Here is a 12504-nt window from a genome sequence, read left to right as displayed (position 1 = left end):
GGTATAATAGTTTTATAGAAATAGGCAAATGTCTGGCTTTATTCTAGGCTAGACTTTTTTCAAATAGGATGTGCTAAAGGAGTGATCTAAATGAACCAAACTGCATCCACCATTTATCTTGAAGAGGAAAGCTATTACCTCGAAGTGTACCTTGATCCTTTTAATAAACGAATTCGTGTGGATGATTATCGCGGAAATACACATTTGCTTCTGGATAAGGCCGAAGAGCTTGTTCATCATCATCATGCGGAAAAGCTAATCATAAAGGTGCGCAGCGAAGATTTTATTGCTTTTTTTGAAAAAGGCCTTCAGCCGGAAGCGGTGGTCGACCGCTATTTTCTTGGCTCTGACGCCTATTTCTTTTCTAAATTTTATACACCAGACCGCAAGCAGAATGAACAGTGGATTACCGAGGATGGGTTGATTCAAAGTATTTATCATTTAGACACATCCGTGGAAAAAATGTATCCGCCGAAGGAGTACGAATTAAAAAAGGCGGATGAAAGCTGTGCCGCCCAACTTTCCGCATTATATAAACAAGTATTTGAAATTTATCCAACCCCATTACACGATCCGGAATATGTAAAAAAGACGATGCAGGAGGGAACAATCTATTATGTCTTTTTCCATCAAGGAAAAATTGTCAGTGCCGCTTCTGCTGAAATCAATACCTTTTATAAAAATGCTGAATTAACGGATTGTGCCACATTAACAGAACATCGGAAATATGGACTGATGAAGATTATTCTTCATGAGCTTGAGCGTGAATTGAAGCAAAATGGTATCTTTTGTGCATACTCTATTGCCAGATCATTATCCTTCGGCATGAATGCTGTTTTATTTCAACTTGAATATTCCTATCGGGGAAGGTTCATGAATAATTGTTATATTTATGACAAACTTGAAAATATGAATATGTGGGTAAAGAATCTGGCAACTTGCTAATATTTCGGCTGATAGTGCCAATTTTTCGGCACCCTATTATGGCTAGAAGGGCAGGTGAAGGATATCATTCAATTAACGGCGTTAACACAAGAAGTTCTGACAGCTATTCTTAAGAGCATTGATGAAGGCATCCATGTAGTCAATACTGAAGGAAGAACCATTTTTTATAATCAAGTAGCAGCAAAGCATGATGGTCTGGAAGTCAGGGAAGTTCAAGGAAGGCATTTGATTGACGCATTCCCTTCCCTGACAGAAGAGTCAAGTACACTGCTGAAGGTCATTAAAACGGGGAAGCCTATTTATAATCAAGCACAGGTGTATCTTAATTTACATGGGACAAGAATTGATACCATTAATACGACACTGCCAATCTTTCTTGGAGAAGAAATTATCGGTGCCGTTGAAATTGCTAAAGACTATTCGCGGATGAAACTACTGGCAGAAAGATTATTGGATTTACAAAAAGGCGTCAATAAAAGTAAGAAGAAAAAGGGAGCGAAGCAAGTAAACTATACATTAAGTGATTTAATGACAGTTAACCCTGAATTCAGCAGCTTGATTGATGAAGCAAGGAAGCTGGCAAAATCAGATTCTCCTATTCTCGTTTACGGGGAGTCTGGGACCGGGAAAGAATTATTTATTCAGGGGATACATCATGAATCGCACCGATCAAGCGGGGCCTTTATTGCCCAAAACTGTGCGGCCATACCGGAAACCTTGCTGGAAAGTATCCTTTTTGGCACTGCTAAAGGCAGTTATACAGGAGCAGTTGAGCGAAAAGGCCTTTTTGAACTTGCTGACGGGGGTACCCTTTTTCTTGATGAATTACATACAATGCCAATCGAACTGCAAGCAAAGCTTCTACGTGTTTTAGAGGACGGGATGGTAAGAAGGGTCGGAAGCTCGCAAAATATTTCTGTTGATGTGCGTGTCATCGCCGCAATGAATGTACATCCGAACGTGGCTCTTATGGAACAAAAGCTGCGGTCTGACCTTTATTATCGGTTAAATGTGTTTACATTCTCACTCCTTCCATTAAGGGAGCGAAAAGAAGATATATTGTATTTAACGCATTATTTTGTTCAAGAGTTTAATAAAAAACTAAAAAAAGAAATTCAAGGTGTGGAAAAGAAACTTGAACGATTTTTCATCGACTATCAGTGGCCGGGGAATGTCCGGGAACTGAAACATACAGTGGAATATATGATGAATGTTTGTGAAGTCAGTCGCTTAAGGTATGAGGATTTGCCAATTATGCTCCGTCAGCATCCTTCGCAAACTAAAGTGAAAAGTTCTCCGCTTGAAGGATTATCATTAAGAAAAAATCTTGAAGCCGTTGAGAAGTCACTGATTATGAATGCCTTGGAAGAAAGCGAGGGGAATATTAACCAAGCAGCAAAGCTTTTAGAGATTCCAAGGCAAACGTTACAATATAAACTGAAAAAAATGAACGAATAGCTGCCGAGTTTTCGGCGCTTTTTTTTTGAATTAATTTATAGGGATTATGAATTTCCAATAAATTGTGATATCTGAGCCATTCTGAAGGGATGGCACGATTCTTGCATTAGAGATAAGTATAGCAAGGTTTAGGGGGAATGGATCATGAAACAATTTTTATATAAACCTAAAAGGCATTGGAAGGATATTGAACTTTGGAAAAATGTTACAGAAGAACAGTGGAACGACTGGCTCTGGCAATTAACTAATACCATCCGAACAGCAGATGATCTAAAAAAGGTGATTAATTTAACACCCGATGAAGAAGAAGGGGTAAGAATTTCGACGAAAACAATTCCCTTAAATATTACTCCATACTATGCATCTTTGATGAACCCAGATGATTCACGCTGTCCAATCAGAATGCAATCCGTACCTATCTCCAAGGAAATTTATAAAACAAAGTATGACTTAGAGGATCCTTTATATGAGGATGAAGATTCTCCTGTCCCTGGCCTTACTCACCGTTATCCTGACCGCGTACTTTTCCTTGTGACCAATCAATGCTCGATGTATTGCCGTTATTGTACAAGAAGACGGTTCTCTGGTCAGATTGGGATGGGGGTTCCGAAGAAACAGCTGGATGCAGCCATTTCTTACATCAGGCAAACGCCACAGGTTCGCGATGTATTAATATCCGGCGGGGATGGGCTGTTAATCAATGATAATATTTTGGAATATATCTTGAAAAATTTGCGCGATATTGACCATGTCGAAATTATTCGTATTGGAACAAGGGCACCAGTTGTGTTCCCGCAGCGAATAACTGAGAACCTCTGCAATATTTTGAAAAAATACCATCCTGTTTGGCTGAATACTCATTTTAATACTTCAATCGAAATCACTGAAGAGTCAAAAAGGGCGTGTGAAATGCTTGCAAACGCCGGAGTACCTGTAGGGAATCAGTCGGTTATTCTCGCCGGAATTAACGATAGTGTTCCAATCATGAAAAGGCTGATGCATGACCTTGTGAAAATTCGCGTCCGCCCTTACTATATTTATCAATGTGACCTATCAGAAGGAATCGGCCATTTCCGGGCACCGGTTTCAAAGGGACTCGAAATTATTGAGGGACTTCGCGGACATACAAGCGGCTATGCTGTACCAACCTTTGTCGTGGATGCCCCTGGCGGCGGCGGGAAAATTGCCCTGCAGCCGAATTATTTAATTTCCCAAAGCCCGGAAAAAGTTGTACTCCGCAACTTTGAAGGTGTTATTACTTCTTACCCGGAACCCGAGAATTATGTACCAGACAGAGCAGAAGGTTATTTTCAAGAAATTTATCCGGAAATGGAAGAGAAGCGGTCGCTAGCTGGTATTGCCGGAATTATGAATGATCAACATTTTAATCTGGTTCCGGAAGGTTTAACAAGACTAAACCGCCGGAAGGATTATAATCAAGATCCTGCCCATACCTCACTAAAGGATAAACGAAGTAAACGGGATGAGTTAAAGGAAAAGAAATTTAATGCGTTGACTGAAAAGGCGAAAGGGAGTCAAGAAACTAATAATCCCGAAAAGTCAATTAAGGACTAAGGGGGCAGTATACGTGAATATTGAATGTGAATGGTGTACCAGTCCAAATGTACTACAAACCACGGAATCTGTTTACTGGGAATTACCGGATGGCTCGCGGGCGATTGAAATTACTGAAACTCCCACATACCGCTGTCCCGACTGTGACATGGTTTATCAAAGCGAGGTTATTGTCAAAGAAATTGAAAATCACTTGTATTTAATTGATTGCAAGAAAATTGAAAAGATCATTACCTTTGAAGACTTAATGAAAATCCCAAGATTATTAAAAAAGAATTATTTTGATTTTTCCTCGTAAAGAAAGCGCCCGGATATTCCCGGCCGCTTTTTTCTATTGTTTCTGGACGATTTCTAAAGATTCCGCTATAGTAATTAAAAACTGTATCTTAAAAAAGAAGGGCAATCATTTATGAGAAAATCATTTTATCATTTTTTAATGAAATATAGACATCCTGCTCCAAAGGATGCAATTAGTTCGTTTGCAAACCATGCCTATTTGGACCATGGTTTTCCGAAGACAGCGGAGGATTACCATGAATTGAGTTCCTATCTCGAACTAAATGGACAATATTTAGACTCGATGACAATTTTTGATGAAGCATGGCAGCAATATATTGCCTCCGAAAGTTGAATATTAAGAACAAAGGAATCGCCTTTAAATTTAGAGGCGATTTTTCCAATTTATAAAAGGCATGCGCGATATTTTTTCCCGTGCATATACTATTGTAATCAATTTTTACGACTAATCCATTTGAGGGGATGGGAGGACATTGGCAAAAAGAAAAAAACCAAAGTATCAGATTGGTGATACGGTAGTGATCACCATTTATGGCACCGTCGGAAAGGTAACAGATATAAAATGGCTGGAAGGTAAGTATGTTTATGAAGTAAATAAGAGTGACGGCTTATTCATTGAAGAAGCCTTACAATTACTTTCAGAATATGATGGCACTGTTATGGAACAAGAACAGATTGATATAGAGTATAAGTTTTTCTTCGGTGATTTAGTTCAAGTAAGCGGTTATGGTGCCGATTTATTTAAGGTCGTTGGCTTTCGGACAGAAATTTGGCGTTACAAAGAGGATGCCTGGGAAGATGTCATTTATGAACTTTCAAGGGTAAGTGATGGGGAATGGCTTGAAGCAGGTGAAGAAGAGTTGACCCTTGTTGCTGATGCGGAGAGTGCAGATACATTTATCCAAAAACTTGGTCTTCTATACTTAGTCAATAAGAAAGAACCAGCCGAAATAAATCCTAAACTTCAAAATATGATCAGAAAAGCAGAATTTGAGGAAATGGAACGGAAAAAGGAAAAAAAGGAATTAATTGATCATCTATTAGACATATTTAACGATTACCGGATTTTATATGAAATGTTTCAGGATCAAGAATACTATCAAGTAATGCGGGTGATTCTCAGAAAGTTAGAAACACTTGTAAGTAATGATGGCAAGAGCCATGTATAAGCTACCAACCTGAAATCACAAAAAATAAATATATCACAAACGGTATACCGGCCCATTTTATCAAAGAAAACATCGTGTCAATAATTTTCTCAAATAGCTGGAGGGTGACCCCATCCTCACGGTTAACATCGTCTCTAAATGCCTCTAATTTCGACTGCAGATGTAACATTTAACCACCTCATCTTGTCTTTTTTACATCCTATGCTTGTCTACTGAAAAAAAGACATGTTAGCTTTTTAAATAATTTATTACTGCTGCAAGTTTTTCGAATCCATCAATCGGCGATAGGAAATCAAAGTAACTAGCATGAAAAAGTCAGGTACATCATACATTCTCTAAAAAGGGGGCGATGCTATGAGAGAAATTGAAGTATTTATTGATACAGAAGAAATTGCCGAATTTTTCTTTCATGAGCTTGTGAAAAGGGGATACGTTCCTAGTGAAGAAGAATTAGAAGAACTCGCTGACATTACATTCGAATACTTAATTGAAAAAAGCATTATTGACGAAGAGGTGGATGAATAAAACCTAGTATAATCATGAAGAGAAAAAACTCTTCCTTCATATAGATAAAAACGAAAGACGAGCATTTGGTGCTCGCTTTTTGTTTGGCCAAAACTGATATTGTAGTAGACCCAAAATCAACGAAACTTTTAATTTTTTTCTGCGTATATATTTTATAGCAAAAAAGTTGTTCAATTATGAGGAGGAGAAAGCATGTCATTTTTTAATAAAGTATTCGCAAGTGTAGGAATCGGGTCGGCTGCAGTAGACACGAAGCTGGAGAAGGACACGTATATGCCCGGCGAGACTGTCCAAGGGGTGGTGGAGATTAAAGGGGGCAAGGTGGAACAGGTAATTGACGAAATTTACCTTACCTTAAATACTACCTATTTAAGAGAGTCAGATGATCGGAAATATACAGTAACAGCCGACATCGATCGATTCCGTTTAACAACTCCTTTTACTATTAGGTCCAATGAGAAGAAAGAAATACCATTCTCATTTCAACTTCCATTTGAAACGCCGCTTTCAATTGGCAGGTCGAAGGTGTGGGTGACTACAGGTTTAGATATTAAGGGCGGCGTGGATCCAAGCGATAAAGATTATCTAAAAGTTGTGCCTAATCCGTTAATGTCTGCAGTATTTAATGCAGTTGACAGTATGGGCTTTAGAATACGTGAAGCTGACTGTGAGGAGGCTCCAAGAAGATTACGAGGACGGCTGCCATTTGTCCAAGAATTTGAGTTTGTACCAGTATCAGGTCCATTCCGCGGCAGATTGGATGAATTAGAGGTAGTCTTCTTCCCTGCAGGAAATGGTACCATCGATATTATGTTCCAGGTAGACCGACGAGCAAGGGGACTATCAGGGTTATTCTCAGAGGCATTGGGGACAGATGAAACAAATGTAAGATTAACGGTAACAAACGCTGATATTCCGTATTTACAACAAAAAATTCAAAGTGTGATTCAGCGCTATTCCTAAAATTCATTAAAAAAAATGAAAATCGACAAAAAAAGTGCGGTTTCTTTGAAGGATTCGACCATGCCTATCGCCAATTATTAGAATAGATAATTAACTCTAATAATTGGAGGTAAATGATGATCAAAATGTTAACAAAAAGAGCATGTATTCCATACGATGTGACGATCTTTCAAACTCCAAAGTACCGAGAACGTAAAGGGTATCAAGAGGTATATCGAACAATGATTGACGCTAATAATCGTAAACATTGTTTACAGGAGACCTTTAGGCGCTTTAATGTAACTGACAGAATTCCGGCTAATTATAAAGGGAGATTCCTTGCTACAGGAGACATTATCTTAATTGACGAAGGCCGGGCTGGCCAATATTATTATCAACTAAAACCAGGCGGCTGGTTCCCGATCAATCGAATTGTGATTCGCTAATAAATGACCAATAAACCTAAGGAAACCACCTTAGGTTTATTTTAATATTTAGCTTTTCCGGCCGCCGGTTGCGTTATGTTCTTTCGCGTGTGCTTCGTGTTCTGCTACTATGGCCTCAGCTGGGATATGGTTATTTTTCTTTTGCCCATTGATTCGGCTTCGGTGTTTTTTTCCCATCCTTTATCCCTCCTTTTTAATCTAGGAATAGCTTCCCTCAAATTCGAAAAAACATGTCAAATTTGTGATGTCCTTTTCCATCCGAATTCGAATATGGTATAGTGACATTGGTACAGACAATTAACTGTACTTACTTTTGATTGGAGGTAATTGTGATGAGCGTACATATTGGAGCAAAAGAGAATGAAATTGCCGAAACGGTATTACTGCCTGGAGATCCGCTTCGAGCTAAATATATCGCTGAGACATTTTTAGAGGATGCCAAATGTTATAACGAAGTAAGAAATATGTTTGGTTTTACTGGAACATATAAAGGAAAGAGAATTTCTGTTCAAGGGACAGGAATGGGTGTCCCTTCTATTTCTATTTATGTTAATGAATTAATGCAAAGCTATCACGTTCAAAATTTAATCCGTGTTGGTACTTGCGGGGCGATTCAAAAGGACGTAAAGGTCCGCGACGTGATTTTGGCGATGACCAGTTCTACTGATTCAAACATGAACCGGCTAACTTTTGGTCATGTTGATTTCGCTCCGGCGGCTAACTTTGATTTACTTAGAAAGGCCTATGATGCTGGAGTAGCAAAAGGCCTTAATTTAAAAGTTGGCAATATCTTCACGGCTGATTCTTTCTATAATGACAATGCAGAGCTTGAAAAATGGGCAAAATATCAAATCCTTGCGATTGAAATGGAAACTACTGCACTTTATACGTTAGCAGCTAAATTTGGCCGAAAAGCTCTTTCCGTTCTAACTGTTAGTGATCATATTCTAACTGGCGAAGAAACAACTGCTGAAGAACGACAAGTTACATTTAATGACATGATTGAGGTTGCATTAGAAGCTGCAATCAAAGAATAATTCCATTTCAAAGCCTCTTCCAAATTGGAAGGGGTTTTTCTTTTCAAAATGCTAAAGGAACAAAGGGACAACGTGGAGAATAATTAATCAAAGATGTGACTGGCCAAAGGATAAAGAGGTGAAGGAAATGAAGGAGCAGATCAAATTAGATATTTCAGGAATGACCTGTGCTGCCTGTTCAGCAAGAATAGAAAAAGTACTAAACAAAATGGACGGTGTCGAAGCGAATGTTAATTTAGCAATGGAGAGTGCAGCTATTTCCTTTGATAACAAATTTGTTTCAAGCGGCGATATTTTAACAAAGATTGAAACACTCGGGTATGGAGCCAGAGAGAAAGTGGACAGTGAGACGAAACAGCAATTAAAAGCGGAAGAAATTGACCGAAAAAAACGAAAATTTTATCTTTCCGTCATTTTGTCTCTCCCACTCGTGTATACGATGCTAACACACTTGCCGATCGATATTGGCTTGCCAATGCCAAATTTTTTTATGAATCCATGGTTTCAATTGCTCCTAGCTACTCCAGTACAATTTTATGTAGGCGGTCAGTTTTACATTGGTGCCTATAAAGCCATTAAAAATAAAAGTGCAAATATGGATGTCCTTGTCGCATTGGGCACCACATCTGCCTATTTTTACAGTCTTGCAGAAGGTGTAAAGACAATTGGAAATCCATTTTACATGCCGCATCTCTACTTTGAAACGAGTGCAGTTCTCATTACCTTAATTCTTTTAGGTAAATTATTTGAGATAATTGCAAAAGGAAGAACCACTCATGCCATTTCTGAATTGCTCAACCTTCAAGTAAAGGAAGCGACGGTAATAAGGGAAGGGAAAGAATTTCAAATTCCGACCGAAGATGTAAAGGTTGGTGACCGATTACTGGTGAAGCCTGGTGAAAAAATTCCTGTGGACGGAATTGTTTTATTAGGGCAATCTTCTGTAGATGAATCGTTGATCACGGGTGAATCGATCCCTGTCGAAAAAAATGTTGGTGATATTTTAATCGGTTCTACAATAAATAAAAATGGAACTTTAACGTTAAAAGCGACAAAGGTAGGGAAGGATACTGCTCTTGCCGGTATTGTCAAAATTGTTGAGGAAGCGCAGGGCAGTAAAGCCCCCATCCAACGTCTCGCGGATACGATTTCCAGTTACTTTGTTCCTGTTGTAGTTTCCATTTCATTGCTGACATTCATAATTTGGTATTTCATTATAATTCCCGGAGATTTTCCGAAAGCATTAGAGACGGCCATAGCGGTTCTTGTCATTGCCTGTCCTTGTTCACTTGGACTAGCAACCCCCACCTCCATTATGGTTGGTACAGGAAAAGGAGCTGAAATGGGGATTCTATTCAAAGGTGGAGAGCATTTAGAAACTGCTCATAAAATTAATGCGATTGTCCTTGATAAAACGGGGACGATTACAGAGGGGCACCCCATCGTTACAGATTTTATTGCCTATCAGGATGAGAAAAAAGTCTTGCAATATTTAGTGTCTGCCGAAAAATCATCGGAACATCCTTTAGCGGATGCCATTATAAAATATGGAATGGAAAGACGATCGAGTACCCTTCCGGTTAAACGGTTTAAGGCCATCCCAGGGTATGGAATTGAAGCAAAGATAGGGGAAGACGAAACGTATATCGGGACACGGAAATTAATGGAATTAAAGGGTATTGCCTGCGACAAGGTTGAAGAAGATCTACTGCGCTTTGAAACGGAAGGTAAGACGGCAATGTATATTGCTATTAATTCTGCCATCATGGGCTTGGTGGCGGTGGCCGATACCGTAAAAGAAAACGCAAAGCTTGCGGTTACACAACTAACCGAATTAGGGATCGATGTGTATATGCTCACAGGGGATAATAAACGTACCGCCAAAGCGATTGCCTCACAGGTAGGGATTAAAAAAGTCATCGCAGAAGTCTTACCGGAAGAAAAGGCTAAACAAGTGAAGGAACTCCAGCTGAAAGGCATGGTCGTCGCGATGGTTGGGGATGGGATTAATGATGCACCGGCACTCGCTGTTGCAGATATTGGAATTGCCATTGGTACCGGGACAGATGTTGCCATAGAAGCGGCAGACATTACGATACTTGGCGGTAATCTGACTTTGATTCCTAAGGCACTCGCCTTAAGTAAAAAAACAATGAAAAACATCCGCCAAAACCTTTTTTGGGCTCTTGTCTACAATGCTGGCGGGATTCCGATTGCTGCCTTCGGATTATTAGCCCCATGGGTAGCGGGCGCAGCTATGGCCTTTAGTTCGGTATCCGTTGTTACAAACTCACTGCGTTTGAAACGCGTTAAGATTGAATGAATAAAAGTAAAACGTAACAGCACGACCTAATTAATGGTGGTGCTGTTTATCTTTATTTACATTTTAGAAGGGTCTTTATTATTTTCATTAACTTTTCTTTGTTAATTTTATAAAAAAGATGTTATTCTAATCACTAAGGGTTTACTTTTATAAAAAGTATCTAAAAATAGCTTTTGAAAATTATGAAAACAACCTGGCTGTTGGGATTTCTGCAGCGATTGGGTAATTCATATTTTTATCGTGAATGAAAGTGGTGAAGGCTTTGGATGAAAAAAATGAGGAACAAAAGAAAATGGAAGAGTTCAAGGTAGAACATGACCATACCGTAGAAAACAAACCTGGTTATATTCGCTTGAAAAAGTTTCACTTCATTATGCTGTTATTTTTACTTGTTTTCCTATCGGCAGGGATAACTACATTTGCACTTGCATTTGGAAAAGAAAAAGTAGTAACGGTAGCACCGGAAAGAACAGAATTCAATAAACTTTATGAAGCATTCGATACATTGAAAAAAGGATACTACAAGGATGTGAACCAACAAAAGCTCATCAATGGAGCAATTGATGGAATGGTAGCATCGCTTGATGACCCATATTCTGACTATATGAGCAATGAAGAAGCTAAGAGCTTTCATAGTAGTATTTCTTCCTCCTTTGAAGGAATTGGTGCTGAAATACAGGAAAAAGATGGGCATATAATTATTGTTTCTCCAATTAAAGGATCTCCAGCTGAAAAAGCCGGCTTAAAACCAAATGATATGATAACCCAGGTGGATGGAAAAAGCCTTCAGGGAATGAATTCAACACAAGCCGTGACGTTAATTAGAGGAAAAAAAGGAACGAAGGTTGAATTAACGATATCTAGACCTGGTATGGATGCACCAATGACTGTGCCAATTGTCCGTGATACAATTCCGATTGAGACCGTTTATGGTGAAATGGTCGATGACACGATTGCAAAAGTCCAAATAACAAGCTTTTCCACAAATACTTCCAAAGAGCTTGTCGCTACGTTAAATGATTTACAGAAAAAAGGCATGAAGGGTCTCGTGTTAGACTTGCGACAAAATCCGGGGGGATTATTAGATCAAGCAGTAAGTATTACAAGCATGTTCGTACCGAAAGGGAAAATTATTGTCAAAGAAGAAGATCGTAACGGAAAAATAAAGGAAATCGCTTCACAAAATGATGGAAATCCTAATCTTCCTTTAGTTGTCTTAATTGATAAGGGCAGTGCTAGTGCATCCGAAATTTTTGCCGCAGCCGTAAAGGAATCGGCGGGTGTTCCACTTGTTGGTGAAAAGTCATTTGGAAAAGGCACCGTGCAAACGGCAGCAGATTTCAAGGATGGCTCAAACCTAAAATATACCATTGCAAAATGGTTGACACCAAATGGAAATTGGATTCATAAAAAAGGAATTGTACCCGATGTAGAAGTGGCTCTTCCTGAATATGCAACATTACCCATTATTAATCCAGATAAAGAACTAACCGAATCCACCTCTTCTACAGAAATCCAAACAGCTCAGAAAATGTTAAAAGCTGTAGGTTATGACCCGGGACGTGAAGATGGATTCTTTGATGAAAAAATGAAAGAAGCAGTCATCGCTTTCCAAACCGCACAAGGTCTACCTGCTGATGGAATATTAAAAGGTGATTCAACAATGAAACTCATGGAACTATTGCGAGAAAAAATTAAAACAAGTGATACCCAATTACAAAAAGCTGTTGATGTATTAAAAGGAAAAATAAAATAAAAGTTAACCCGATTCCTAATGGAATCGGGTC

General features: G+C 38.9%; 14 protein-coding genes. 12 read left to right on the top strand and 2 right to left on the bottom strand.

What is annotated here, in order from left to right; genetic code table 11:
- Positions 1-90: 90 nt before the first annotated feature.
- The 6 genes from ablB (at position 91) to FAY30_RS15260 (ending at position 5444) form a co-directional block, all read left to right on the top strand.
- Positions 91-945 carry a putative beta-lysine N-acetyltransferase gene (gene ablB, locus FAY30_RS15285; protein ID WP_149870675.1) on the top strand — a complete coding sequence of 285 codons (855 nt, stop codon included), beginning with the start codon at positions 91-93 and terminating at the stop codon, positions 943-945.
- A 63-nt stretch (positions 946-1008) separates the two neighbouring features.
- The gene (locus tag FAY30_RS15280) at positions 1009-2403 is read left to right on the top strand and encodes a sigma-54 interaction domain-containing protein (RefSeq protein WP_149872732.1); all 1395 of its coding nucleotides are present in this window, start codon (positions 1009-1011) and stop codon (positions 2401-2403) included.
- Positions 2404-2547: 144 nt separating this feature from the next.
- Positions 2548-3978 carry a lysine 2,3-aminomutase gene (ablA, locus tag FAY30_RS15275; protein WP_149870674.1) on the top strand — a complete coding sequence of 477 codons (1431 nt, stop codon included), beginning with the start codon at positions 2548-2550 and terminating at the stop codon, positions 3976-3978.
- Between the two features lie 13 nt (positions 3979-3991).
- A complete protein-coding gene (locus FAY30_RS15270) occupies positions 3992-4276 on the top strand; it encodes a YokU family protein (protein ID WP_149870673.1) in 285 nt (94 codons plus the stop codon).
- 111 nt (positions 4277-4387) lie between these two features.
- Complete coding sequence (locus FAY30_RS15265; RefSeq protein ID WP_149870672.1) at positions 4388-4609, top strand: YozE family protein; 222 nt, start codon at positions 4388-4390, stop codon at positions 4607-4609.
- Between the two features lie 139 nt (positions 4610-4748).
- Positions 4749-5444 carry a hypothetical protein gene (locus FAY30_RS15260; protein ID WP_149870671.1) on the top strand — a complete coding sequence of 232 codons (696 nt, stop codon included), beginning with the start codon at positions 4749-4751 and terminating at the stop codon, positions 5442-5444.
- Position 5445: 1 nt separating this feature from the next.
- Here the strand turns inward: FAY30_RS15260 and FAY30_RS27225 are convergent, their stop codons facing one another.
- Entirely contained in the window at positions 5446-5613 is a 168-nt protein-coding gene (locus FAY30_RS27225; RefSeq protein WP_190284665.1) for a hypothetical protein, read from the bottom strand.
- Between the two features lie 185 nt (positions 5614-5798).
- Here FAY30_RS27225 and FAY30_RS15255 point away from each other — a divergent pair, with 185 nt between their 5' ends.
- From FAY30_RS15255 to FAY30_RS15245, 3 genes are all read left to right on the top strand, one after another.
- Entirely contained in the window at positions 5799-5969 is a 171-nt protein-coding gene (locus tag FAY30_RS15255) for a YozD family protein (protein WP_149870670.1), read from the top strand.
- Between the two features lie 192 nt (positions 5970-6161).
- Complete coding sequence (locus tag FAY30_RS15250; protein WP_149870669.1) at positions 6162-6932, top strand: sporulation protein; 771 nt, start codon at positions 6162-6164, stop codon at positions 6930-6932.
- Positions 6933-7045: 113 nt separating this feature from the next.
- The gene (locus FAY30_RS15245; protein WP_150136691.1) at positions 7046-7357 is read left to right on the top strand and encodes a YodL domain-containing protein; all 312 of its coding nucleotides are present in this window, start codon (positions 7046-7048) and stop codon (positions 7355-7357) included.
- 48 nt (positions 7358-7405) lie between these two features.
- Here FAY30_RS15245 and FAY30_RS27880 read toward each other — a convergent pair whose 3' ends face one another.
- The gene (locus FAY30_RS27880; RefSeq protein WP_263315207.1) at positions 7406-7534 is read right to left on the bottom strand and encodes a hypothetical protein; all 129 of its coding nucleotides are present in this window, start codon (positions 7532-7534) and stop codon (positions 7406-7408) included.
- 155 nt (positions 7535-7689) lie between these two features.
- Between FAY30_RS27880 and deoD the strand changes: the two genes are divergently transcribed.
- The 3 genes from deoD (at position 7690) to FAY30_RS15230 (ending at position 12473) form a co-directional block, all read left to right on the top strand.
- Positions 7690-8394, top strand: coding sequence for a purine-nucleoside phosphorylase (gene deoD / locus FAY30_RS15240; RefSeq protein WP_149870667.1), 705 nt, complete (start codon positions 7690-7692; stop codon positions 8392-8394).
- 127 nt (positions 8395-8521) lie between these two features.
- Positions 8522-10717, top strand: a complete 2196-nt coding sequence (locus FAY30_RS15235) for a heavy metal translocating P-type ATPase (RefSeq protein ID WP_149870666.1) — start codon at positions 8522-8524, stop codon at positions 10715-10717.
- Between the two features lie 292 nt (positions 10718-11009).
- Positions 11010-12473: a lmo1851 family serine protease gene (locus tag FAY30_RS15230; protein WP_223821010.1), complete on the top strand. Its 1464-nt coding sequence runs from the start codon at positions 11010-11012 to the stop codon at positions 12471-12473.
- The last annotated feature ends 31 nt before the right edge of the window (positions 12474-12504 follow it).

The sequence above is a fragment of the Bacillus sp. S3 genome (assembly GCF_005154805.1).
GTDB lineage: Bacteria > Bacillota > Bacilli > Bacillales > Cytobacillaceae > Neobacillus.
The sequence above is the reverse complement of the archived record's forward strand: the minus strand, read 5'-3'. Positions and strand labels throughout refer to the sequence as shown.

Bases quoted from the DNA above. Each gene is read 5' to 3' on its own strand.
- ablB (WP_149870675.1), top strand. From the start codon at position 91: ATGAACCAAACTGCATCCACCATTTATCTTGAAGAGGAAAGCTATTAC.
- ablA (WP_149870674.1), top strand. From the start codon at position 2,548: ATGAAACAATTTTTATATAAACCTAAAAGGCATTGGAAGGATATTGAA.
- FAY30_RS15265 (WP_149870672.1), top strand. From the start codon at position 4,388: ATGAGAAAATCATTTTATCATTTTTTAATGAAATATAGACATCCTGCT.
- FAY30_RS27225 (WP_190284665.1), bottom strand. From the start codon at position 5,613: ATGTTACATCTGCAGTCGAAATTAGAGGCATTTAGAGACGATGTTAAC.
- FAY30_RS15255 (WP_149870670.1), top strand. From the start codon at position 5,799: ATGAGAGAAATTGAAGTATTTATTGATACAGAAGAAATTGCCGAATTT.
- FAY30_RS15250 (WP_149870669.1), top strand. From the start codon at position 6,162: ATGTCATTTTTTAATAAAGTATTCGCAAGTGTAGGAATCGGGTCGGCT.
- FAY30_RS15245 (WP_150136691.1), top strand. From the start codon at position 7,046: ATGATGATCAAAATGTTAACAAAAAGAGCATGTATTCCATACGATGTG.
- FAY30_RS27880 (WP_263315207.1), bottom strand. From the start codon at position 7,534: ATGGGAAAAAAACACCGAAGCCGAATCAATGGGCAAAAGAAAAATAAC.
- deoD (WP_149870667.1), top strand. From the start codon at position 7,690: ATGAGCGTACATATTGGAGCAAAAGAGAATGAAATTGCCGAAACGGTA.
- FAY30_RS15235 (WP_149870666.1), top strand. From the start codon at position 8,522: ATGAAGGAGCAGATCAAATTAGATATTTCAGGAATGACCTGTGCTGCC.
- FAY30_RS15230 (WP_223821010.1), top strand. From the start codon at position 11,010: ATGGAAGAGTTCAAGGTAGAACATGACCATACCGTAGAAAACAAACCT.